This is a genomic window from Jejuibacter sp. L23 (assembly GCF_050815825.1).
GTDB lineage: Bacteria > Pseudomonadota > Gammaproteobacteria > Enterobacterales > Enterobacteriaceae > Jejubacter > Jejubacter calystegiae.
The window spans coordinates 135900-159678 of sequence record NZ_CP138199.1 but is presented as its reverse complement, the minus strand read 5'-3'; the positions used below and the strand labels follow the sequence as shown (position 1 = coordinate 159678).

19 protein-coding genes are annotated in these 23779 nt (G+C 56.7%); 11 read left to right on the top strand and 8 right to left on the bottom strand.

The window, feature by feature from the left end:
* Window positions 1–31 precede the first annotated feature (31 nt).
* Genes SCU88_RS00725 through argC form a run of 3 tightly spaced genes read right to left on the bottom strand, consistent with a single transcriptional unit; the run spans window position 32 to window position 3081 of the window.
* Window positions 32–1255 carry an argininosuccinate synthase gene (locus tag SCU88_RS00725; RefSeq protein ID WP_175341250.1) on the bottom strand — a complete coding sequence of 408 codons (1224 nt, stop codon included), beginning with the start codon at window positions 1253–1255 and terminating at the stop codon, window positions 32–34.
* A 28-nt stretch (window positions 1256–1283) separates the two neighbouring features.
* Entirely contained in the window at window positions 1284–2060 is a 777-nt protein-coding gene (gene argB / locus SCU88_RS00720; protein WP_138095200.1) for an acetylglutamate kinase, read from the bottom strand.
* 16 nt (window positions 2061–2076) lie between these two features.
* On the bottom strand, window positions 2077–3081 hold the full coding sequence (argC, locus tag SCU88_RS00715; protein ID WP_175341251.1) for an N-acetyl-gamma-glutamyl-phosphate reductase: 1005 nt from the start codon (window positions 3079–3081) through the stop codon (window positions 2077–2079).
* A gap of 180 nt (window positions 3082–3261) precedes the next feature.
* On the opposite strand from argC, the gene argE reads away from it, so the two are divergent.
* Complete coding sequence (gene argE / locus SCU88_RS00710) at window positions 3262–4413, top strand: acetylornithine deacetylase (protein ID WP_138095198.1); 1152 nt, start codon at window positions 3262–3264, stop codon at window positions 4411–4413.
* Window positions 4414–4664: 251 nt separating this feature from the next.
* Window positions 4665–7316 (top strand): phosphoenolpyruvate carboxylase, encoded by a 2652-nt coding sequence (gene ppc, locus SCU88_RS00705; protein ID WP_175341252.1) that lies wholly within the window; start codon window positions 4665–4667, stop codon window positions 7314–7316.
* A 46-nt stretch (window positions 7317–7362) separates the two neighbouring features.
* Here ppc and SCU88_RS00700 read toward each other — a convergent pair whose 3' ends face one another.
* The gene (locus tag SCU88_RS00700) at window positions 7363–8142 is read right to left on the bottom strand and encodes an aminoglycoside adenylyltransferase family protein (RefSeq protein ID WP_175341253.1); all 780 of its coding nucleotides are present in this window, start codon (window positions 8140–8142) and stop codon (window positions 7363–7365) included.
* 191 nt (window positions 8143–8333) lie between these two features.
* Between SCU88_RS00700 and SCU88_RS00695 the strand changes: the two genes are divergently transcribed.
* On the top strand, window positions 8334–10064 hold the full coding sequence (locus SCU88_RS00695; RefSeq protein ID WP_175341254.1) for a phosphoethanolamine transferase CptA: 1731 nt from the start codon (window positions 8334–8336) through the stop codon (window positions 10062–10064).
* A gap of 64 nt (window positions 10065–10128) precedes the next feature.
* Here the strand turns inward: SCU88_RS00695 and metF are convergent, their stop codons facing one another.
* The 3 genes from metF to metB form a co-directional block, all read right to left on the bottom strand.
* A complete protein-coding gene (gene metF, locus SCU88_RS00690; protein WP_175341255.1) occupies window positions 10129–11022 on the bottom strand; it encodes a methylenetetrahydrofolate reductase in 894 nt (297 codons plus the stop codon).
* Between the two features lie 203 nt (window positions 11023–11225).
* A complete protein-coding gene (locus SCU88_RS00685) occupies window positions 11226–13658 on the bottom strand; it encodes a bifunctional aspartate kinase/homoserine dehydrogenase II (RefSeq protein ID WP_175341256.1) in 2433 nt (810 codons plus the stop codon).
* 2 nt (window positions 13659–13660) lie between these two features.
* Window positions 13661–14821, bottom strand: coding sequence for a cystathionine gamma-synthase (metB, locus tag SCU88_RS00680; protein ID WP_138095185.1), 1161 nt, complete (start codon window positions 14819–14821; stop codon window positions 13661–13663).
* Between the two features lie 253 nt (window positions 14822–15074).
* On the opposite strand from metB, the gene metJ reads away from it, so the two are divergent.
* Complete coding sequence (gene metJ / locus SCU88_RS00675) at window positions 15075–15392, top strand: met regulon transcriptional regulator MetJ (protein ID WP_138095184.1); 318 nt, start codon at window positions 15075–15077, stop codon at window positions 15390–15392.
* Window positions 15393–15441: 49 nt separating this feature from the next.
* On the opposite strand, the gene rpmE is transcribed toward metJ, so the two are convergent.
* Window positions 15442–15654 (bottom strand): 50S ribosomal protein L31, encoded by a 213-nt coding sequence (rpmE, locus tag SCU88_RS00670; protein WP_138095183.1) that lies wholly within the window; start codon window positions 15652–15654, stop codon window positions 15442–15444.
* A gap of 210 nt (window positions 15655–15864) precedes the next feature.
* Between rpmE and priA the strand changes: the two genes are divergently transcribed.
* The 7 genes from priA (at window position 15865) to rraA (ending at window position 23775) form a co-directional block, all read left to right on the top strand.
* The gene (gene priA / locus SCU88_RS00665) at window positions 15865–18060 is read left to right on the top strand and encodes a primosomal protein N' (protein ID WP_175341257.1); all 2196 of its coding nucleotides are present in this window, start codon (window positions 15865–15867) and stop codon (window positions 18058–18060) included.
* A 153-nt stretch (window positions 18061–18213) separates the two neighbouring features.
* Window positions 18214–19236, top strand: coding sequence for a DNA-binding transcriptional regulator CytR (gene cytR / locus SCU88_RS00660; protein ID WP_138095181.1), 1023 nt, complete (start codon window positions 18214–18216; stop codon window positions 19234–19236).
* 97 nt (window positions 19237–19333) lie between these two features.
* On the top strand, window positions 19334–20245 hold the full coding sequence (gene ftsN / locus SCU88_RS00655) for a cell division protein FtsN (RefSeq protein WP_138095180.1): 912 nt from the start codon (window positions 19334–19336) through the stop codon (window positions 20243–20245).
* A gap of 91 nt (window positions 20246–20336) precedes the next feature.
* Complete coding sequence (hslV, locus tag SCU88_RS00650) at window positions 20337–20870, top strand: ATP-dependent protease subunit HslV (protein WP_138095179.1); 534 nt, start codon at window positions 20337–20339, stop codon at window positions 20868–20870.
* A gap of 9 nt (window positions 20871–20879) precedes the next feature.
* A complete protein-coding gene (gene hslU, locus SCU88_RS00645) occupies window positions 20880–22211 on the top strand; it encodes an HslU--HslV peptidase ATPase subunit (RefSeq protein WP_138095178.1) in 1332 nt (443 codons plus the stop codon).
* 73 nt (window positions 22212–22284) lie between these two features.
* The gene (gene menA / locus SCU88_RS00640) at window positions 22285–23220 is read left to right on the top strand and encodes a 1,4-dihydroxy-2-naphthoate polyprenyltransferase (RefSeq protein ID WP_175341258.1); all 936 of its coding nucleotides are present in this window, start codon (window positions 22285–22287) and stop codon (window positions 23218–23220) included.
* A gap of 69 nt (window positions 23221–23289) precedes the next feature.
* Entirely contained in the window at window positions 23290–23775 is a 486-nt protein-coding gene (rraA, locus tag SCU88_RS00635; RefSeq protein ID WP_138095176.1) for a ribonuclease E activity regulator RraA, read from the top strand.
* Window positions 23776–23779: the final 4 nt, after the last annotated feature.

Sequence of the window (23779 nt, the reverse complement as noted above, 5' to 3'; positions counted from 1 at the left end):
GGGGAAAAATCCGCCCGGTGCCTCAGGGTTATCAGCCCTGCTGTTTCTTTTCGTTCAGCGCACGGATCCTTGAAGAGAGCGAGAACAGGCGGATAAAGCCGCCAGCGTGGCTGTGGTCGTAGACTTCGTCTTCGCCAAAGGTGGCGAACTCTTCGCTGTACAGGCTGTTCGGCGAACGTTTCTGCAGCGCAGTCACCTGACCTTTGTAAAGCCGCAGTACCACTTCGCCGTTCACCTCTTCCGCCAGAGATTCCGCAGCGGCCTGCAGGGACTGACGCAGCGGTGCGAACCAGCGTCCGTCATACACCACGTAGGACATTTCCAGACCTACCTGCTGACGCCACTTGTAGCTGTCGCGATCCAGAACCAATTGCTCAACGCCACGCAGCGCCGCCATCATGATGGTGCCCCCGGGAGTTTCATAGCAGCCGCGGGACTTGATACCCACCAGACGGTTTTCCACGATGTCTACCCGGCCCACGCCGTGTTTCGCACCCAGGGCATTCAGTTTCTCAAGGCACTGGAAGGGGCTCAGCGCTTCACCATTAACGGCAACAACTTTGCCTTTTTCCACGCTGATGGTCACCAGCTCCGGTTTATCCGGGGCTTCCAGCGGATCCACCGTCCAGACCCAGCAGTCTTTATTCGGCGCGTTCCACGGGCTTTCCAGCACGCCACCTTCGGTGGAGATGTGCCAGGCGTTCTCATCACGGCTGTAGATTTTCTCAAGCGTGGCTGTGGTTGGAATATCACGCTCTTTCAGGTAAGCCAGCAGCGCTTCACGGGAACGCAGGTTCCACTCACGCCACGGGGCGATAACTTTCAGTTCCGGCGCCAGAGCCGCCCAGGCGGACTCAAAACGCACCTGATCGTTACCTTTACCGGTAGCACCATGGCACAGCGCATCCGCGCCCACTTTTTTCGCCACATCGACCAGCGCTTTCGCAATCAGCGGACGCGCCATGGAAGTCCCCAGTAAATAGGTCTCTTCATACAGCGCGCCAGTCTGCAGCACCGGATAGACATAATCACGGATGAACTCTTCACGCAGATCCACCACATGACACTCAATGGCGCCTGAACGCAGCGCTTTCTGCTCTACGCCCTGCAGATCGTCACGATCCTGGCCGATATCCACCACGCAGGCGACCACTTCGCACCCTTCATAGGTTTCTTTCAGCCAGGGAATAATCGCTGAGGTATCCAGTCCGCCGGAGTAGGCGAGAACCACTTTTTTGATGCCGTGATTTTGCATTGTTTTTTTCCTTCAAGAACGCTGTAACTTACGCAATGATCCGGGTGCCAATGGCCACGCCGCTAAATAAAGAGGGAAGCTGTTCCGCATGACGCCATGAGGCGATATCCACCGGGCGACGCAGAGTACGGGCCGCGTCCAGCGCGGCATTGACCTTCACCACCATGCCGTCGGTAATAATGCCCTGCGCGATCAGCTCATCGGCGCGGGCGGCGGTCATTTCATTAATGCGCTGCCCTTTGCCGTCCAGAATGCCGCTCACGTCCGACAGCAGAACCAGGTCCGCTCCCAGGGTAGCCGCCAGCGCTGTGGCGGCCTGATCGGCATTCACATTCATTAACTGTCCGTCTTCAGTCACGCCGATGGAGCTCACCACCGGCAGGAACCCGGCGTCGAACAGGCCGGAAATCAGTCTGGCAGAGCCGGGCTGTGCCTTACCAACATGCCCCAGTTCTTCATCAAGCTGGGTCACTTTCACGCTGTCACCGTCTCCCAGACACAGGCCAACCGCGTCTATCTGGCTGCGCTTCGCCCAGGCCAGCAGCGTCTTATTTGCGGTTCCCGCCAGGGCGCCGGTAATAATGCCAATTTGATCGGCAGGGGTGACCCGCAAACCATTTTTCTTCACCACCGGCAGGGAGAGCTGCTTCATCAGCTCATCCACCAGGCAGCCGCCACCGTGCACAATGGCAATCGGGCGGTGACTCGCCTGACGATACTCCGCAAGGGCGCTAAACAGGCGCGCCATCGCCTCTTCGCTATCCAGTAATACGCCGCCTAACTTAATAATTAACGGATTCATCATCGCCCCTGACAGTCGGTTAAATAAGGGATTCGGTTTCATTAAAGCCAAAACGGATATTGGCGCACTGTACGGCCTGCGCCGCCGCCCCCTTCAGCAGGTTATCTTCGGCGGCCACCACAATCAGATGCTCCCCCTGAACGGCAAAGCCAATATCGCAGAACGGCAGGCCAACCACGTTTTTCAACGCCGGTACGCCATTTTCATAGAGCCGCACCAGCGGTTTATCGCCATACGCCTGCGCATAACATTCAGCCACCTGGGTCTGACTCACGCCAGGGCGCAGACGACAGGTAATGGTTTCCAGAATGCCCCGCGGGAAATTGCCCAGGTGCGGGGTAAAGATCACCTCGGCCCCCAGATGGGTGGCAATTTCCGGACGATGGCGATGAGTAAAGACGCCATAGGGTTGCAGACTCACTTCGCAGAAACTGTTAGCGAGACCCGCCTTACGCCCGGCGCCGCTCACGCCGCTGGTCGCGTTGATCACCGGCCACTGGTTAAGATCCAGCAGCCCGCCGTCGATCAGCGGTTTAAGAGACAACTGGGCTGCCGTAGGGTAACAACCCGGCACCGCCACCAGTTTCGCCTCTTTCAGTTTGTCGCCCTGCCACTCAGCCAGACCGTAAACCGCCTGTTCCAGCAAAGCCGGGTACTGATGAGTAAAACCGTAATACTGTTGATAAAAGTCAGGATCGTTAACCCGCCAGGCGCCGGAAAGGTCGAACACCACGCAACCCGCGTCCAGAAACTGAGGCGCCAGGTCATGACTCACCTCATGGGCAGTCGCCAGAAACACCACATCCACGCCTTTGGCGAATGCGCTGATGTCATCCATCGGCTGTAACGGGAGATCGACCCGCCCCTTCAGCTGTGGGTGCAGATCGGAAATCAACTTTCCGGCATCCGCACTTTGCGCCGAAACCGTCAAAGCGGTTATGGTCATGTGTGGATGGCGATGGATGTAGGCCGCAAGCTCTGCGCCGGTATACCCACTGGCTCCGACAATCAGCGTATTCAACATCGGGGCTAAAACCTTCTTATCACGTCATTTAATCCCAGGACACCGGTCATCCGGAATGCCCGCGAGGCGAGTGCAGGAACCACCACAGTACGGCAAGGTTCATTCACACATGCAATAATGGATTTTTATTCATTATTACTGCATGATTATCTATACTCTTGAGACCTGAGGCTGTCAACCGTGAAGACGAAATTACCGCCCTTTATTGAGATTTATCGTGAGCTGATCGCTACCCCCTCCATCAGTGCAACCGAAGCGGCGCTGGACCAAAGTAATGAGGCTTTAATCAATTTGCTGGCAGGCTGGCTGGAAACGATCGGTTTCCAGGTAGAAATCCAACCCGTTCCTGAAACACGCAATAAATTCAACCTGTTGGCAACGGCTGGACAGGGTGAAGGCGGTCTGATGCTGGCCGGACATACCGATACGGTGCCTTTCGACGACGGGCGCTGGACCCGGGATCCCTTCACGCTGACGGAGCATGACAACAAGCTCTACGGGCTGGGTACCGCCGATATGAAAGGCTTCTTTGCCTTTATCGTCGATGCGCTACGTGACATGGATGTGAAAACGCTTAAAAAACCGCTTTATATTCTGGCTACCGCCGATGAAGAGACTTCCATGGCGGGGGCGCGCTATTTTTCCCAAAGCAGTACCCTGCGCCCCGACTGTGCCATTATCGGCGAGCCGACCTCCCTGCAACCGGTACGCGCCCATAAGGGCCATATGTCCGATGCGATACGTATTCTGGGCCAGTCCGGTCATTCCAGCGATCCGGCGCGCGGTGTGAATGCTATTGAGCTGATGCATGAAGCCATTGGTCATATTCTGACGCTGCGTGACGAGCTGAAAGAGCGCTACCACCATGATGCCTTCACCATCCCTTATCCCACGCTGAACCTGGGTCACATTCACGGCGGCGATGCCTCCAACCGCATCTGCGCCTGCTGCGAAATGCATATGGACATCCGCCCTCTGCCCGGCATGACGCTGGGCGATCTCAACGGCCTGCTGAATGACGCGCTGGCGCCCGTAAGCGAACGCTGGCCGGGGCGACTGACGATTTCTGAACTGCATCCACCGATTCCGGGTTACGAATGTCCACCGGACCACCGACTGGTAACAGTGGTGGAAAAGCTGCTCGGTACCCGAGCGGATGTGGTGAACTACTGCACCGAAGCTCCTTTCATCCAGGAACTGTGCCCGACACTGGTACTCGGTCCCGGCTCCATCAATCAGGCCCACCAGCCGGACGAGTATCTGGAAACGCGTTTTATTAAGCCTACCCGCGAACTCATCACTCAGGTAGTCCAGCACTTCTGCCAGCTCTGAGCAACGCCATTACGTGCGCGCGCCGCCCCTCTCACCGATGAAATTATCGACGAAGAGAGGTGGCGGCTTTATAAGTGAAACTTATGTCGCATCCGGTGAGTTAAGTCGTGCGAATTTTTCCCGATATCACGTTGGCTGAACCGATTTCGCTACATTTGACGAACGGGATCTTACGTGGCTTTATAAAAGACGGTGTTGAGCCCGCAAGGGCGAAAATTGACTAAAAAATCAAGATGGGTGTCTGGGATCATATGAACGAACAATATTCTGCTTTGCGAAGCAATGTCAGTATGCTCGGCAAACTGCTTGGGGATACTATCCGGGATGCGCTGGGAGAGAACATCCTTGACCGGGTGGAAACCATCCGCAAATTATCAAAGTCATCCCGGGCAGGTAATGAAGCCGACCGCCAGGAGTTGCTCAGCACGTTGCAGAATCTCTCTAACGATGAGTTACTCCCCGTTGCCCGCGCATTCAGTCAGTTCCTGAATCTGGCCAACACCGCGGAGCAGTTCCACAGCATCTCCGCCAGAGGTGAGGACGCCAGTAACCCGGAAATACTGGCCCGAACCCTGCGTAAGCTGAAATCCCAGCCCGAACTGAACGACGCCGGTATCAAGCGCGCCATTGAAAGCCTTTCCCTGGAGCTGGTACTGACCGCCCACCCCACCGAAATCACACGCCGTACCCTGATTCACAAAATGGTTGAGGTTAACAACTGCCTCAAGCAGCTCGATCATAAAGATCTGGCCGACTACGAGCGCAACCAGATTATGCGCCGTCTCCGCCAGTTGATTGCCCAGTCCTGGCATACCGATGAGATCCGCAAACATCGTCCTACCCCGGTGGATGAAGCCAAATGGGGCTTCGCGGTGGTGGAAAACAGCCTGTGGGAAGGGGTGCCAAACTACCTGCGCGAGCTGAACGAACAGTTGGAAACCCACTTCGACTACCAGCTTCCGGTCGACTGTGTGCCGGTTCGCTTCACCTCCTGGATGGGCGGCGATCGCGACGGCAACCCGAACGTCACCGCGGATATCACCCGCCACGTCCTGTTACTGAGCCGCTGGAAGGCCACCGACCTGTTCCTTAAAGATATTCAGGTGCTGGTCTCAGAGCTTTCGATGGTGGAGTGCACCGATGAGCTGCGCGCCCTTGCCGGCGCCGAAGGCGAACAGGAGCCGTATCGCTTTATCATGAAGGGACTGCGCTCGCGCCTGATGGCGACCCAGGCCTGGCTGGAAGCGCGCCTGAAGGGACAAAAGCTGCCGAAACCTGAAGGGCTGCTGACTCATAATGCCGAGTTGTGGGAACCGCTCTACGCCTGCTACCAGTCGCTGGTCGCCTGCGGCATGGGCATTATCGCTAACGGCGATCTGCTCGATACCCTGCGTCGTGTAAAAACGTTCGGCGTGCCGCTGGTTCGCATCGATATTCGCCAGGAGAGCACCCGTCATACCGAAGCGCTGGGTGAAATGACCCGCTATCTGGGCATCGGCGACTACGAAAGCTGGTCAGAAGCCGACAAACAGGCCTTCCTGATCCGCGAACTGAATTCCAAGCGTCCTCTGCTGCCGCACCAGTGGGATCCAAGCCCGGAAACCCGTGAAGTGCTGGATACCTGCAAAGTGATCGCCGAAGCGCCCCAGGGATCGATCGCCGCTTACGTGATCTCCATGGCCAAAACGCCGTCCGACGTACTGGCGGTCCATCTGCTGCTGAAAGAGGCGGGTATTGGCTTTGCGCTGCCGGTGGCACCGCTGTTCGAAACTCTGGAAGATCTGAATAACGCCAACGACGTGATGACCCAGTTGCTGAATATCGACTGGTATCGCGGCTTTATTCAGGGCAAGCAGATGGTGATGATCGGCTATTCCGACTCGGCGAAGGATGCCGGGGTAATGGCCGCCTCTTGGGCTCAGTACCAGGCGCAGGATGCATTAATCAAAACCTGTGAAAAAGCGGGCATTGAGCTGACGCTGTTCCACGGTCGCGGTGGCTCCATCGGTCGCGGCGGCGCCCCTGCGCACGCAGCGTTGCTTTCCCAACCGCCGGGCAGCCTGAAGGGCGGCCTGCGCGTGACCGAACAAGGCGAAATGATCCGCTTTAAATATGGCCTGCCGGAAATCACTATCAGCAGCCTGTCGCTCTATACCGGGGCGATTCTGGAAGCCAACCTGCTGCCGCCACCGGAGCCGAAACAGGCCTGGCGTCATATCATGGATGAGCTGTCGGTACTTTCGTGCAACATGTATCGCGGCTATGTGCGTGAAAATCAGGACTTCGTGCCCTATTTCCGCTCCGCTACCCCGGAAGTGGAACTGGGCAAACTGCCGCTGGGCTCGCGCCCGGCCAAACGTCGCCCCACCGGTGGTGTGGAGTCGCTACGCGCTATTCCGTGGATTTTCGCCTGGACCCAGAACCGCCTGATGCTGCCGGCCTGGCTTGGCGCCGGCGCCGCACTACAGAAAGTGGTGGATGACGGAAAGCAGAGCGAACTGGAAGTGATGTGCCGCAACTGGCCGTTCTTCTCCACCCGTCTGGGTATGCTGGAGATGGTGTTCTCCAAAGCAGACCTGTGGCTGGCGGAATATTACGACCAGCGTCTGGTGGATTCGTCGCTGTGGCCGCTGGGTAAGGAATTGCGTAAGCAACTGGCGGCGGATATTGAACTGGTGCTGGCTATCGCCAACGATTCTCATCTGATGGCGGATCAGCCGTGGATTGCCGAATCCATCGCGCTGCGTAATATCTACACCGATCCGCTGAACGTACTGCAGGCCGAACTTCTGCACCGTTCCCGCGAAGCGGAAACCCAGGATAAAGAGCCGGATCCGCGCGTCGAACTGGCTCTGATGGTCACCATCGCCGGTATCGCCGCCGGGATGCGTAACACCGGCTAAACGCCCCTGTTGATAATAATCGCCCCGCTATATGCGGGGCGATTTTTTATGTCAGGCAGGCCACGATTTTATCGCTCAGCAGACGTACCAGCGTCGCTACCTGCGAGTCATTATTTCGCCAGTTGTCCTGTACCTCGCCAAGATAACCAAGGCGGGCCAGTGCCAATAAATCCCCCTGCTCCGGCGTCAGCCGCTGTACCGCCCAGGCGGCAGCAACATCCTTAGGCGCAATCTCCCCGGTATCCAGCGTCAGCCACATCCGCGCCAGGGTAAGCAGTACGTTACGCTCGTCGCCTTCGACACCCGCCAGTAATGTGGGAAGCGCATCGCCAATCGCGCGCCGCATATCGCTCAGAGGAACGGGGGGAATTACCCAATCGGCATTATCCCCCCACAGCGTCAGGCTACACTGCCTGATCTGATGCAGCACAATCGCCAGGTCAGGCTCGGCCGCTGGCCCGGCGATTGTGCCCCGCAAAAAATCCTGCCTCAGCCACTCGCCGTAAACCAGTTCGCTCACGGGCGGATAACGCCAGGGTATCAGGTTAGCGCGCTGTACTATCGTCAGTTCCAGGGGGCGCAGCCCCTGGTCATTGCCCGGCTCGCCTGACAGAGTCAGTAGTCTGGCAACAATGGCCCGCCGCGCCTCTTCGCTAAGGGGCTCATCAACCACCACCAGCACATCCACATCGCTATCCGGCCTTAAGCCGCCATTCACCGCCGATCCGAACAGCCAACCCGCGCTCGCCCCTTCAGCCAGAAGTTGCACAAGCCGCCCGGCCTCACGGGCTATCTCTGGCACAATAACGCCTCTTTTTAGCTCCACGGACCCTCCCTCTTCGCTTGTGGTGATACCTTCATTCTGGACCAGCTACCGAATATGTTGTTCAGGGGTTATCTGAAAGTGAAAATTCGGAAATTACCGCCAGGCGATCCGCCACCCGACTAATTAAGGTTAGATTAAGGTTAAACCGATAGCGTACACCTGCATTTTTGTTTTTTTGACGGACAAAATATATGGTTTCCTCGCATAAACCCGCTACCGGCTCTTTTAGCTGGCGAGCACTGCTGTGGGTTCTGGTCTTTTTCTGGTTTTTCTCCAGTGTATTACAGATTGTTATTTTATATTCCGGCTATAGCGGCACTAACGGGCTGCGCGACTCACTGCTCTACAGCTCGTTATGGCTGGTTCCGGTATTTCTTTTTCCGGGTAAAACACGGCTTGTTGCCGGTATTATTGGCCTTGTTCTTTGGCTTGCATCGGTGTGCGCTCTGGCTTATTACGTCATATATGGCCAGGAATTCTCGCAAAGTGTTTTATTTGTGATGTTTGAATCCAATGCTAATGAAGCCAGTGAATTTTTCAGTCAGTATTTTAGTCTGAAATTATTAGCTGTCGTATTAATTTACACCGCCGTGGCTCTTTTTTTATGGACCCGCCTGCGCCCGGTATGGATACCCACACCCTGGCGTTATGGCGTTGCCCTGGCCATTTTCTACGGATTAATTCTCCATCCATTGGTCAGCGATATGGTCTTTAAAGGGAAAAATGCGGAATCGGCATTTAACCGGCTCTCTTCGCGCATGGAGCCTGCGGCCCCCTGGCAGTTACTGATTAGCTATACGGAGTATCGCGATCAACTGGGCAATCTGGAAAAGCTACTATCAAAAAACCACGCCCTGCCGCCGCTGAAAAATATGAAGGACAGTTCTGGCGATCAACCCCGCACCCTGGTTCTGGTGATTGGCGAGTCTACCCAACGCGACCGGATGAGTCTGTACGGTTATCCGCGCAAAACCACACCAGAGTTGGATGCCCTGCGTGCCAGCGATCCAAACCTGACCGTTTTTAATGACGTAGTAACTTCACGTCCTTACACCATCGAAATCCTGCAACAGGCGCTGACCTTCGCCGACGAGAAGAATCCGGATCTTTATCTGACCAAACCTTCGCTGATGAACATGATGAAACAGGCGGGCTATAAGACGTTCTGGATCACCAACCAGCAGACCATGACCGAACGTAACACCATGCTCACGGTCTTCTCGCGTCAGACGGATAAACAGTTCTATATGAACCAGCAGCGTACCCAGAGCGCCCGCGAATACGATACCAACGTACTGGCACCGTTTAAGCAGGTACTGGACGACCCCGCACCGAAGAAGTTTATTGTGGTGCATCTGCTGGGTACCCATATCAAATACAAGTACCGCTATCCTGACAACTGGGGCAAATTCGACGGCGATACCCAAAACGTACCGCCGGGACTCTCTTCCGACCGTCTGGAGTCTTATAACGATTACGACAATGCCAACCTCTATAATGACCATGTGCTGGCCAGCCTGATCAACGACTATAAAGCGACGGATCCTAACGGTTTCCTGCTTTATTTCTCCGATCACGGCGAAGAGGTTTACGATACGCCGCCGCACAATATTCAGGGGCGCAACGAATCACAACCGACCCGCCATATGTATAACGTGCCCTTTATTCTCTGGCGTTCTGAAAAATGGCAGGCCGCGCACCCCCGGGACTTGAGCGGAGACGTTAATCGCAAGTACAGCAGTTCTGAACTCATTCATACCTGGTCCGATCTGGCCGGTCTGAGTTACGAAGGTTACGATCCGACCCGTTCCCTGGTCAGCCCACAGTTCGTTCCCACCACTCGCTGGATAGGCAACCCCTACCAGAAAGACGGACTGCATGACTACGATAAACTGCCATACGGGAAAACAGCGGCGCAGTAGTAACCAAGCTAAAAATGCAAAAAGGAGGCATCAGCCTCCTTTTTTGTTGCCTGATAATGGGATATCAGGCCGCTACGGGACGCACGCCCAGCGTGTGGCAGATGGCGTAACTCATTTCAGCGCGATTCAGAGTATAGAAGTGAAAATCTTTCACACCTTCACGGCTCAGGATCTTCACCATATCCATTGCAATATTAGCGCCTACCAGCTTGCGGGTTTCGGGATCGTTATCCAGCCCGTCAAACATGCTGTCCATCCACTTCGGCACTCGTACGTTGGTCATAGTGGCAAATTTCTGTAGCTGCTTGTAGTTACTGACCGGCAGAATCCCTGGCACAATCTCCACATCAATGCCCGTCGCGACGCAGCGGTCACGAAAACGCAGGTAGCTTTCAACGTCAAAAAAGAACTGGGTAATCGCGCGGCTAGCGCCTGCGTCAATTTTGCGCTTCAGGTTAATCAGATCGGCCTGGGCGCTCTTCGCTTCCGGATGCACTTCTGGATAAGCAGCAACAGAAATATCAAAGTCCGCCACCTCTTTCAGCAGCGCCACCAGGTCGGAGGCATACATCTCCGGTCGGCCACTGCCTTCCGGCAGGTCACCGCGCAGCGCCACAATATGACGAATCCCGTTTTCCCAGTAATCCCGGGCAATGGTGCGCAATTCGTCGCGACTGGCATCGATGCAGGTCAGGTGCGGCACCGCTTCAAGACCAGTACGATCTTTAATGCCTTTGATAATACTATGCGTACGATCGCGCTCACCGGAGTTAGCGCCATAGGTGACGGAGACAAACTTAGGCTTCAGGCTGCTCAGACGATCGATGGAGTTCCACAGGGTCTGCTCCATTTCACTGGTACGCGGCGGGAAAAATTCAAAAGAAACATTAATCTGCCCGTGGAGCTCCGCCAGGCTCTGATTCAGGGCTTCCCGCTGGTTGGCGTGAAAAAAGCTCATACCTTACCTCATCAATCGTATGTATTGTTGTGTTTGTTTACTTCTATACGTTTAGACGTCCAGATGTAAAAATGAAGGAAAAGCCGGATGGCGTCAACTGAAAAATCACCACTGACAGGGAGTTCTTTTCAGGTCAGATGAAAAACATTCACGTTGGGAGGGGGAATAGCAAAAACCCTCCCCGAACGGGGAGGGCCTGAGGATTACAGCAACTGTGCCAGGCGGTTGATATCGGACTGAATCGCTCCTGCGGTAACGTCACGTCCGGCGCCAGGGCCGCGAATCACCAGCGGGTTATCGCGATACCAGCGGCTTTCAATAGCAAAGACGTTGTCGCAGGGCAGTAGCGAAGCCAGCGGATGTTCCGGGCGAACCGCTTCCACCCCAACCCTGGCCTTGCCGTTGGCGTCAAAACGTGCCACATAGCGCAGCACCAACCCCATCTCACGGGCCGCCTCCAGTCGCTGCACCATCTGGGCATTCAGCTCATCGCCGTTTTCAAAGAAGTGATCTACCGAACCCGACTCACAGCCTTCCGGCACCAGCGACTCCACGCGCACCTGATCGGGTTCAATGTCGTAACCGGCTTCGCGGGCCAGTATCACCAGTTTGCGCATTACGTCCTTACCCGACAGGTCAACCCGCGGATCTGGCTCGGTCAGCCCCTGCTGCCAGGCCTGGTCCACCAGCTCGGTAAAGGGTACCGAGCCGTCAAACTGCAGGAACAGCCAGGAAAGCGTACCAGAGAAAATCCCGCTAATAGAGAGGATGCTGTCGCCGCTCTCACGCAGATCGCGCACCGTGTGATTCACCGGCAGCCCGGCACCAACCGTGGCGTTATAGAGCCAGTGACGACCGGTTTTAGCAAAGGCGTCACGCACCTGGCGATAGCTGTTGCTGCAGGAAGCACCTGCCACCTTGTTTGCGCTAATAACGTGGAAACCGTAGCTGGCAAAATCCAGATACTGCGCGGCCAGGCCCTCACTGGCGGTCACATCCAGCACCACAAGATCGTCCCACGGATGAGAACGCATCCACAGGAACAGCGACTCTTCATCCTGCTCCTGCGCTTCATCATTAAAGAAGGCCAGCGCCCGGCTGGCATCCAGACCATCGTAACTCAGCAGGCTGCGACGACTGTCCACTACCCCTGCCAGCACAAACTCAAACCCGGTGCGGGCAGAAAGCGTCTCCTTTTCGCGGGCGAACAGCTCCAGCCAGCGTGAGCCGATATTGCCTTTGCCGAACAGAATCAAACCGATGCGTTTCTCAGCCCGGAACAGCGTCTGGTGCAGGCCCTGGATCAAACTTTCCGTCGGCCCCACCCGCAGCACCGCCACCAGGCTGATACCCTCTTCAGACTGCCAGATAAACTCTACCGGCTGATCTTTTAACTGCTGCCAAAAACGGTGGCTGTGCAGCGGGTTACGACACACGCCAGCTCCCACCATCGCCACCAGCGCCAGTCCCTCGCGCAGGCGCAACTCGCCCGGCAGCCCCGCTTCTTCCAACAGATCAAGCGCACTGCTCACCACTTCCTGGGTGTAACAGAGCTGAATCAGATTGCGATCGGGATGAATACCCATCGCCAGCGGCCGTAACTGGGCGCGCTTAAGTAACTGATCGATATCAAGCCGGGCCTGACGGAAATCCTGCTGTGGCGCTATGCGCAATTCAATCAGGCAGACGTCATCATGGCTGGTCACAATACGCGCGCCAGTGCCGGAAGCCAGCACCCGCTCAATGCGGGTGGAGCCCTGCTCCGGGTTGTAGCTACAGCGTAATTGCAGATCGATATCGCTGGCGGAGACTGGCTGAAGGGTACGAGCGTGCAGTACCGGCGCCGCCAGACGGGCCAGCTCGCTGGCTTCATCCAGCCGCAGCAGCGGCAGCAGACAGGCATCCTTCACCTTACGAGGGTCCGCGCTGTACACCCCGGCCACATCGCTCCAGATGGTGACCCGGGAAACACCGGCCAGCGCCCCGATCTGGGTGGCGGAATAGTCGGAGCCGTTGCGTCCCAACAGCACCGTTTCCCCCGCGCCATTGCGCGAGATAAAGCCAGTGACCACCAGGCGCTTACCTGGGTACCGGGCCAGCAACGTCTGCAACTGCGGATAAGAGAGCGCCTCGTCGACCTGAGGCTGTGCGGCACGCTCGGCGCGCAAAAATTCCCGGGCATCCAGCGCTACCGCATCGATATCCTGAAGGTTAAGTAGCGCGGCCATCAGTCGTGCCGACCAAATCTCCCCGTGCCCCACCACTTCGGCATAGACCGCGTCGGTGACTTTATCGTCCAGTAGCGCCGCCAACCGTTCCAGATCCTGGATAAATTCGGCCGTCAGGCCGTCAGCCTGTTCCGGCGGCAGCAGATCGCTGATTAATTCACTCTGATAACGGCGCAGCGACTGCTGTACCTGATGCGCGGCAAGACGATCGCTCTGGCTCAATTTTAGCCAGTTTATCAACTGGTTGGTGGTACTGCCCGCAGCGGAAACCACCATCATATCTCCGGGCCGGGAATAGTCGGTTATGATCCCGGCGACGCGCAAATAACACTTCGAATCAGCCAGGCTACTGCCGCCAAATTTATGCAATTGACGTTCTGCCGTCCCTACCGGCACTGAAACACTCATGGTTACCCCTCGGCGGCGATCCGGAAGCCATTTTCCAGATCGGCGATTAAATCTTCACTATCTTCAATGCCCGTTGAGATACGCAGCAGCGTATCCGAAATACCGGCGGCAGTGCGTGCTTCCGGCGCCATGCCCGCATGAGTCATAGTGGCAGCGTGAGAGATCAGGCTTTCCACCCCGCCCAGCGACTCCGCCAGCGTAAACAGCGACAGGCCGCTCAGGAAGCGCCGTAATTGTGCTTCATCTCCAGCCAGTTCAAAACTGAGCATGGCGCCCGGCCCTTTCTGCTGTCGGACGGCAATCTCATAGCCCTGGTTTTCCGGCAGCGAGGGATGATACAGCTTTTTCACCAGCGGCTGGGTCTTCAGATACTCAACTATCGCCAGCGCATTGCGTTGCGCGGCTTCCATACGCGGCGCCAGCGTCCGCAGACCGCGCAGCAACAGGTAACTGTCGAAGGCGCTACCGGTAACGCCAATATTATTCGCCCACCAGGCCAGCTCGGTGACCGTTTCCGGCTCCCGGGCGATGACCGCTCCCGCCACGACATCGGAGTGGCCATTCAGATATTTGGTGCAGGAGTGGAGCACCAGATCGGCGCCCAACGCCAGCGGGCTCTGCAGCGCGGGGCTCATAAAAGTGTTATCCACCACGCTGACTGCGCCTGCTTCCCGCGCCAGCTGGCAAATCTTCTCAATGTCTACCACTCTCAGTAGCGGATTGCTGGGGCTTTCCACCAGCACCAGTTTCGGTTTCTGCGCCAGTGCAGCGCGTAGCGCCGCCTCATCGCCCTGATCGACAAATTCAACACGGTAGCAGCCACGTTTCGCCAGGCTATCAAACAGGCGGTAACTGCCGCCGTAGCAGTCATGAGGCGCCACCAGCAGATCCCCGGGCTTCAGGAAGACGGTAGTCACCAGATGAATAGCCGACATTCCGGTATTGGTCATCACAGCGCCCGCCCCGCCTTCCAGCTCGGCCAGCGCTCGCTGTACCACGTCGCGCGTCGGGTTGCCGCGTCGCGAATAGTCATGGGCGCGTGGTTCATTGAAGCCGGTAAAATTGTAGGTACTGGAGAGATGAATAGGCGGGACAACGCAGCCGTACTGCTCGTCGTCATTCAAACCGCTACGTACTGCGATGGTGGCCTGTTTACGCGTCATAGTGTCGGTCCTGGCTTGCGAATAAAAGTCAGCCACAGGGTAAACACTGCGGCAATGGACGTCAATACATCTGGACATCTAAACTTCTTTGCGTATAGATTGAGCAAAAGCATAATTGCCGCTAAAATTATGGGTTTTAGCGAACAGCCACAGTAATCTGCCGGAAAGAACGGTATATTATACAAAGGCAAAAAAGGTCGGGCGACGGTTCCGGCGTTGATTACACAGATTTGAGAGGATTAAAAGGTATCCCATGGCTGAATGGAGCGGCGAATATATCAGCCCCTACGCTGAGCACGGTAAGAAGAGTGAGCAAGTAAAGAAAATTACGGTATCCATTCCTCTGAAGGTGTTAAAAATCCTCACTGACGAACGCACGCGTCGTCAGGTGAATAACCTGCGTCACGCCACCAACAGCGAACTGCTGTGCGAAGCGTTCCTGCATGCATTTACCGGCCAGCCCCTGCCGAATGATGAAGACCTGCGTAAAGAGCGCGGTGATGAGATCCCGGAAGCGGCCAAAGAGATTATGCGTGAACTGGGTATCGATCCGGATACGTGGGAATACTAGCAACAAAAAAGCCGCCAGAAAGGCGGCTTTTTTTCGTTCCGAACCGGACTTATTTGCTGCCCGGAATGCTGAAACGCTTGTTGAAGCGATCTACGCGGCCGCCGGTCGCAACTTCACGCTGCTTACCAGTGTAGAACGGGTGGCATTTGCCACATACGTCCAGGTTCAGATCGTGGCCCGCGGTGGAACCAATTTTGATCACGTTACCGCAAGAACAGGTTGCAGTAATTTCGCCGTAATTCGGGTGAATACCTTTTTTCATGGGAAACCTCAGTCTAAGGCCGCGTCGCTCTTCCGGCCCCAACGCCAGACACCACGCGATGTTAATAAAATAGGTTCTTTCGAAGACGTAATTCACGCTTCAAAGGCGGCGAATCATACAGAATCGCATCAGGCAATGCAATTCTTATCCTCACAATGAACAGCACACAGTGTACACTATCCCGTCATTTTCCTCAGCCTGGATGCTCGCATGCTCGTTGCACATATCGCTCTGCCGGTACCGCTGGCCCGCACCTTTGACTATCTCATTCCCGATGGCATGACGATAGCTGCGGGGTGTCGCGCCAGTGTCCCGTTCGGCAGACGCCAGATGGTGGGAATAGTCCTTGCCGTTAGCGAACACAGCGAACTCCCCCATAACGAGCTGAAGAGCGTCAGCGAAGCGCTGGACAGTCAGCCGCTGTTCCCGGCGCCGCTATGGCGCCTGCTGCTCTGGGCTAAAGACTATTACCACCATCCGGTGGGCGAGGTGCTCTTTCATGCCCTGCCCGTGCTGTTGCGCCAGGGTAAGCCGGATCATCCGGCGCCGCTCTGGTACTGGCGCGCCAGCGAAGAAGGTCATTCCATTGATATTAACAGCCTGAAGCGGGCGGCGAAGCAGCAGCAGGCACTGGCGATGCTGCGTCAGCGTGATATCTGGCGTCACCAGGTGCCAGAGCTGGAAATTAGCGAGACGGCATTACAGGCGCTGCGTAAGAAAGGGCTGTGCGATATTCACAGCCAGCTGCCTGAAATCACCGACTGGCGCCCCGGCTTTACGGTCAGCGGCGATCGCCTGCGCCTGAATACCGAACAGGCGACGGCGGTGGGCGCAATCCACGGAGAGTCCGGGCAGTTCGCCGCCTGGCTGCTGGCGGGGATTACCGGCTCCGGCAAGACAGAGGTTTATCTGAGCGTTCTGGAAAACGTACTGGCTCAGGGTCGCCAGGCTCTGGTGCTGGTACCGGAGATCGGGCTAACGCCCCAGACTATCGCCCGTTTTCGCGAACGTTTTAATGCGCCGGTGGAAGTGCTGCACTCGGCCCTGAACGACAGCGAACGGCTGAGCGCCTGGCTCAAGGCGCGCAGCGGTGAGGCGGCTATCGTAATCGGTACCCGCTCCGCGCTGTTTACGCCGTTTAAAGATCTGGGTGTCATCGTGATCGACGAAGAGCACGACAGCTCTTATAAACAGCAGGAAGGCTGGCGCTACCATGCCCGGGATCTGGCGGTATTTCGCGCTCATGCCGAAAATATCCCCATCATTCTGGGTTCGGCGACACCGGCGCTGGAAACGCTGCACAACGTGCGGATCGGCAAATATCGCCAGCTTAAACTGACCCGCCGGGCCGGTAATGCCCGCCCCGCCACCCAGCACGTACTGGATCTGAAAGGCCAGGCGCTCCAGGCGGGACTGGCGCCCCAGCTTATCGCCCGTATGCGTCAACATCTACAGGCCGATAATCAGGTGATTCTGTTCCTGAACCGACGCGGTTTCGCCCCTGCACTTTTGTGCCACGACTGCGGCTGGATTGCCGAATGCCCGCGCTGCGATCACTACTACACACTGCATCAGGCCCAGCGCCATCTACGCTGCCACCACTGCGATAGCCAGCGCCCGCTACCGCCCCAGTGCCCCCAGTGCGGCTCCACGCATATGGTTCCGGTCGGTCTGGGGACAGAGCAGCTCGAACAGTTGCTGGCACCACTATTTCCGGGGGTACCGATCTCACGTATTGACCGCGATACCACCAGCCGTAAGGGCGCCCTGGAACAGCAACTGGCAGATGTGCACCGCGGCGGCGCCCGTGTCCTGATCGGTACCCAGATGTTGGCCAAAGGGCACCACTTCCCGGATGTGACTCTGGTGTCGTTACTGGACGTTGACGGCGCGCTCTTTTCCGCCGATTTCCGGGCTGCCGAGCGTTTCGCCCAGTTGTATACCCAGGTTTCCGGCCGGGCCGGGCGCGCTGGTAAGCAGGGAGAAGTGGTGCTGCAGACCCATCACCCCGATCATCCGCTGCTGCAGACCCTACTGCATCAGGGCTATGACGCCTTTGCCGACCAGGCGCTGGCGGAACGCCAGACTATGATGCTACCTCCCTGGAGCAGCCATATCCTGATTCGTGCCGAAGATCACAATAACCAGCAGGCGCCGGTGTTTCTTCAGCAGTTTCGCAATCTTCTGCAAAGCAGCCCGCTGGCGGATCAGCAGCTCTGGCTGATAGGCCCGGTTCCCGCGCTTCAACCCAAACGCGGCGGACGTTTCCGCTGGCAGTTGCTACTACAGCACGGCTCACGCGCCCGTCTGCAGCGACTGCTCAGCGACAGCCTGAAACTGGTGAATACCCTTCCGGAAGCGCGACGGGTGAAATGGGTGCTGGATGTCGACCCCATCGAGAGCTAGTAAGGGAATGCGAGGCGGATCTAAGAATTTAACTTCAGTCACAATTCGGATGAAATTTTTGTAACAGCTGTCTCTGATAATCTGTTAAGAATGTGGAATCCGACAGCTAACCGGATGTTGCTGTCCCGGCGGAAGCGCATGAGGTAGAAGAAGTTGAAGACCAGGAAGCAGGTTGCAGGTGCAACCATGAAAGATGTCGCCCGTCAGGCACAGGTCTCCACGGCGACGGTATCCAGGGCCCTGACCAATCCGGAGAAGGTCTCCCAGACTACCCGCAGCCGGGTGGAACAGGCCGCCATCGAGGTGGGCTACCTGCCCCACACACTGGGGCGCAGCATCCGACGCAGCGACTCACGTACCATTATGGTTATCGTCCCCGATATCTGCGATCCCTTCTTCAGTGAAATTATTCGCGGCATTGAAGTGACCGCCGCCAGCCACGGCTACCTGGTTTTGATAGGCGACTGCGCTCACCAGAATCAGCAGGAAAAAACGCTGATCGACTTAGTCATTCCCCGCCAGATCGACGGTATGTTGCTGCTGGGTTCACGCCTGCCGTTCGATGCCGGCAAAGAAGAACAACGTAATCTGCCGCCCATGGTGATGGCGAACGAATTCGCCGCCGAGCTGGAGTTGCCCACAGTTCATATAGACAACCTGACCTCCGCCTTTAATGCCGTGAACTATCTTCACGAACTGGGGCACCGTCGTATCGCCTGCATCGCCGGGCCTGAAGAGATGCCTCAGTGCCACTACCGCCTGCAGGGCTATATTCAGGCGCTGCGCCGCAACGGCCTGAACGTGGATCCCCACTACATCACCCGTGGAGATTTCAGCTACGAGGCCGGCGCGCGGGCGATGGGACAACTGCTGGATCTGCCTCAGCCGCCGGAAGCGGTGTTCTGCCACAGCGACATCATGGCGCTGGGCGCGCTTTCACTGATTAAACGCCGCCATCTGCGCGTACCTCAGGATATCTCCCTGATCGGGTTTGACGATATCGCCCTGACCCAATATTGCGATCCGCCGCTAACCACCGTGGCTCAGCCGCGCTTCGAGATCGGCCAACAGTCGATGTTACTGTTACTTGAGCAATTACAAGGACATAGCGTTAATAACGGTTCCCGGTTGCTGGACTGTCAGCTGGTGGTACGCGAATCCACCCGGGCGCGTTAAGCCTTCAATGCTGGCTTTCAGATTTACAAACTGGTCAAAGAGCCATCCCTTAAGTAACATGGCGGACTAAATCACGAATGAAAACAGCGAAACGATAGTGGCACAACGAGATTATGTTCGTCGCGGACAACCCTCTTCTGCGCGGCGTAAAAAAGGGAACTCCCGTAAGAAACAGCGTAACAGCATGCCCGCCGTCTCCCCGATGATGGTGGCGATTGCCGCTGCCGTTCTGGTGGCCTTTATCGGCGGGCTGTGGTTCATTACTCACCATAAGAAAGAAGAATCAGAGACCATGCCGGGTCAGAAAGTCACCGGTAACGGTCTGCCGCCCAAGCCGGAAGAGCGCTGGCGCTATATCAAAGAGCTGGAGAGCCGCCAACCGCAAATCACCCAACCCACCGAGCCTTCGGCGGGTGGCCAGCCTCTGAATAAAAACCAGCTGACCAATGAGCAACGCCAGTTGCTGGAGCAGATGCAGGCCGACATGCGCCAGCAGCCAACTCAGCTTAACGAAGTACCGTGGGACGAGCAGACACCGGCGCAGCGCCAGCAAACGCTACAGCGCCAGCAGCAGCAGCGCTATCTGCAGGAACAGCAACAGCAGATGCGGAGTCAGCAGCAGGCCACCCAGCAGCGCCAGCAACAGCAGCAGCGTGCGGTTCAAAGCCAGACCCAGCCTTATCAGGAGCCGGCCCGCCCCCAAACGCAGGCGCCTAAACAGCAGAGCGCGCCGGTGACCAATGAAACTCAGGCGCCTAAGCAAACCGCAGCCAGCGGTGATTCGCGTCAGTGGATGGTACAGTGCGGCTCGTTCCGCGGCGCCGAGCAGGCGGAAAGTGTCCGTGCCCAGCTGGCGTTTGAAGGCTTTGCTTCCCACATCACCACTAATAACGGCTGGAACCGGGTAGTTATCGGCCCGATTAAAGGCAAACAGAGCGTGGACAACACCCTCAGCCGCCTGAAGTCGGCCGGTCACGCAAACTGCATTCGTCTCGCCGTCAGGGGTTGAAACCCCTGAAATCCCCCCCATCTATAGTTCATTCGACCCTGTACGCCAGCGTGCAGGGTCCCCTATTCAGCTCTAAAAAAGGGGTCTGCTCGTGACAACAATAGTAAGTGTGCGCCGCAACGGCCAGGTGGTAATTGGTGGCGATGGTCAGGCCACGTTAGGCAACACCGTAATGAAAGGCAACGTGAAGAAAGTGCGCCGCCTGTATAACGATCAGGTCATCGCAGGCTTCGCGGGCGGAACCGCGGATGCCTTTACGCTGTTTGAACTTTTCGAGCGCAAACTGGAAATGCACCAGGGGCATCTGGTTAAAGCCGCAGTCGAGCTGGCCAAAGACTGGCGTACCGACCGCATGCTGCGACGTCTGGAAGCCCTGCTGGCGGTAGCAGACGAAAATGCTTCGCTGATCATCACCGGTAACGGTGATGTGGTTCAGCCGGAAAACGATCTGATCGCCATTGGCTCCGGCGGCCCCTACGCTCAGTCTGCCGCCCGCGCGCTGCTGGAAAATACCGAACTGAGCGCCCGTGAAATTGTGGAAAAGTCGTTGGGGATCGCCGGTGATATCTGCATCTACACCAACCACTTCCTGACCATCGAAGAACTCCCGTCTAAAGAAGCGTAAGGATCTCCCATGTCTGAAATGACCCCACGCGAAATCGTCAGCGAACTGAACAAACATATTATCGGCCAGGACGCCGCCAAGCGTTCCGTCGCTATTGCGCTGCGTAACCGCTGGCGCCGCATGCAGCTTGATGAAGAGCTGCGTCATGAAGTCACACCGAAAAATATTCTGATGATCGGCCCGACCGGTGTCGGTAAAACTGAAATTGCTCGTCGTCTGGCGAAGCTGGCTAATGCGCCGTTCATCAAGGTTGAAGCGACAAAATTCACTGAAGTTGGCTATGTCGGTAAGGAAGTGGACTCAATTATCCGCGATCTGACCGATTCAGCGATGAAACTGGTACGCATGCAGTCCATCGAAAAAAATCGCTATCGCGCCGAAGAGCTGGCCGAAGAGCGCATTCTCGATGTACTGATTCCGCCGGCGAAGAATAACTGGGGCCAGGCAGAAGCTGCTCAGGAGCCCTCCGCTGCGCGCCAGTCGTTCCGCAAAAAACTGCGCGAAGGCCAGTTGGACGACAAAGAGATCGAGATCGAACTTTCCGCTTCATCCATGGGCGTAGAGATTATGGCTCCCCCTGGAATGGAGGAGATGACCAGCCAGCTACAGTCTATGTTCCAGAACCTGGGCGGTCAGAAGCAGAAACCGCGCAAGCTGAAAATCAAAGATGCAATGAAGCTGCTGATTGAAGAAGAAGCCGCCAAACTGGTGAATCCGGAAGAGCTGAAGCAGCAGGCTATCGACGCCGTTGAACAACACGGCATCGTGTTTGTCGATGAGATCGATAAAATCTGTAAGCGCGGCAACGCTTCCGGCCCGGATGTCTCCCGTGAAGGGGTACAGCGCGACCTGCTACCGCTGGTGGAAGGCTGCACCGTTTCGACCAAGCACGGTATGGTGAAAACCGACCACATCCTGTTCATCGCCTCCGGCGCTTTCCAGGTCGCCAGTCCTTCCGATCTGATTCCGGAACTTCAGGGCCGTCTGCCGATTCGCGTTGAACTGCAGGCGCTGACCACCGATGACTTCGAGCGCATTCTGACCGAACCAAGTGCCTCAATTACCGTGCAGTACAAGGCGCTGATGGAGACCGAAGGGGTGAATATCGAATTTACCGAAGATGGCATCCGCCATATTGCGAAGGCCGCCTGGCAGGTTAACGAGAGCGCGGAAAACATCGGCGCCCGTCGCCTGCATACAGTACTGGAACGCCTGGTGGAGGATATCTCCTTTGAAGCCAGCGATCTCAACGGTCAGACTATCACCATCGATGCGGAATATGTCAGCAAACACCTCGATGAGTTGGTGGCAGATGAAGATCTGAGCCGTTTTATCCTATAATCCCGCTCAGAGCATTTTCATCACACTTGATGGGGGCTATATCAGCCCCCATTTTTTATTGCCGACGAGAATCATGACCGAACCTCAACCGATAAGCCGTACCCGCGCCTGGCTGGAAAGTCTGCGCCCGCGCACTCTTCCCCTGGCCTTCGCCTCTATTGTCGTGGGCGCCTCCCTGGCCTGGTGGCAGGGCGTTTTCGATCCTGCCGTGACCCTGCTGGCGCTACTGACCGCAGGGCTGCTGCAGATCCTTTCCAACCTTGCTAACGATTATGGCGACGCGGAAAAAGGCAGCGACAAACCGGATCGTATCGGGCCGCTGCGCGGTATGCAAAAAGGCGTTATCACCCAGCAGCAGATGAAAGTCGCGCTAATCATTACCGTAGTGCTGATCTGTCTGTCAGGTCTGGCGCTGGTAAGCGTGGCCTGCCACAGTCTGGCGGACGTGCTGGGCTTCCTGTTGTTGGGTCTGTTGTCGATTATCGCCGCCATTACCTACACTGTAGGCACCCGACCCTATGGCTATATGGGGCTGGGCGATATTTCGGTGCTGATTTTCTTTGGCTGGCTGAGCGTAGTGGGAAGCTGGTATCTGCAGTCCCACTCGCTGACCTTCTCTGTCTTCCTGCCCGCCACAGCCAGCGGCCTGTTGGCAACCGCGGTGCTCAATATCAATAATCTGCGCGATATCGACAGCGATCGGGAAAATGGTAAGAACACCCTGGCCGTCAGGCTGGGGCCGGTACTGGCGCGTCGTTACCACGCCGGGCTACTGATGGGCGCCCTGCTCTGCCTGGCGCTGTTCAATCTGCTGTGGCTGCACAGCCTGTGGGGCTGGCTGTTCGTGCTGGCGGCGCCGCTACTTATCCGTCAGGCGCGCTATGTTATCCGCGAGCGGGATCCGGTGGCTATTCGCCCGATGCTGGAGCGCACGGTGAAAGGTGCGCTGTTAACAAATCTGCTGTTTGCGCTTGGTGTGGTACTGAGCCAGGTCCCGGCTCTCCATTGATGATTTTGCCAACAGTGAACGTTAAGGGATATACTGACAACTCCGCCAGCAACGAAAAATAGTCAGCCTATGAAATACGATACTTCCGAGCTTTGCGACATCTACCAGGAAGATGTCAACGTCGTTGAACCCCTGTTCTCCAATTTTGGTGGGCGGGCGTCGTTTGGCGGACAGATCATCACGGTAAAATGTTTTGAAGACAATGGGCTGCTGTACGACCTGCTCGAAGAAAACGGTCGTGGCCGCGTGCTGGTTATTGACGGCGGCGGCTCAGTACGTCGTGCGCTGATTGATGCCGATCTGGCGCGTCTGGCGGTTCAAAACGAGTGGGAAGGTATTGTTTGCTACGGCGCGGTACGCCAGGTAGACGATCTGGAAGAGCTGGATATCGGTATCCAGGCCATGGCGGCTATTCCGGTCGGCGCCGCAGGTGAAGGCACTGGCGAAAGCGATCTGCGCGTCAATTTTGGCGGAGTAACCTTCTTTTCTGGCGACCACCTCTATGCCGATAACACCGGCATCATCCTTTCGGAAGATCCGCTGGATATCGAATAAGCCA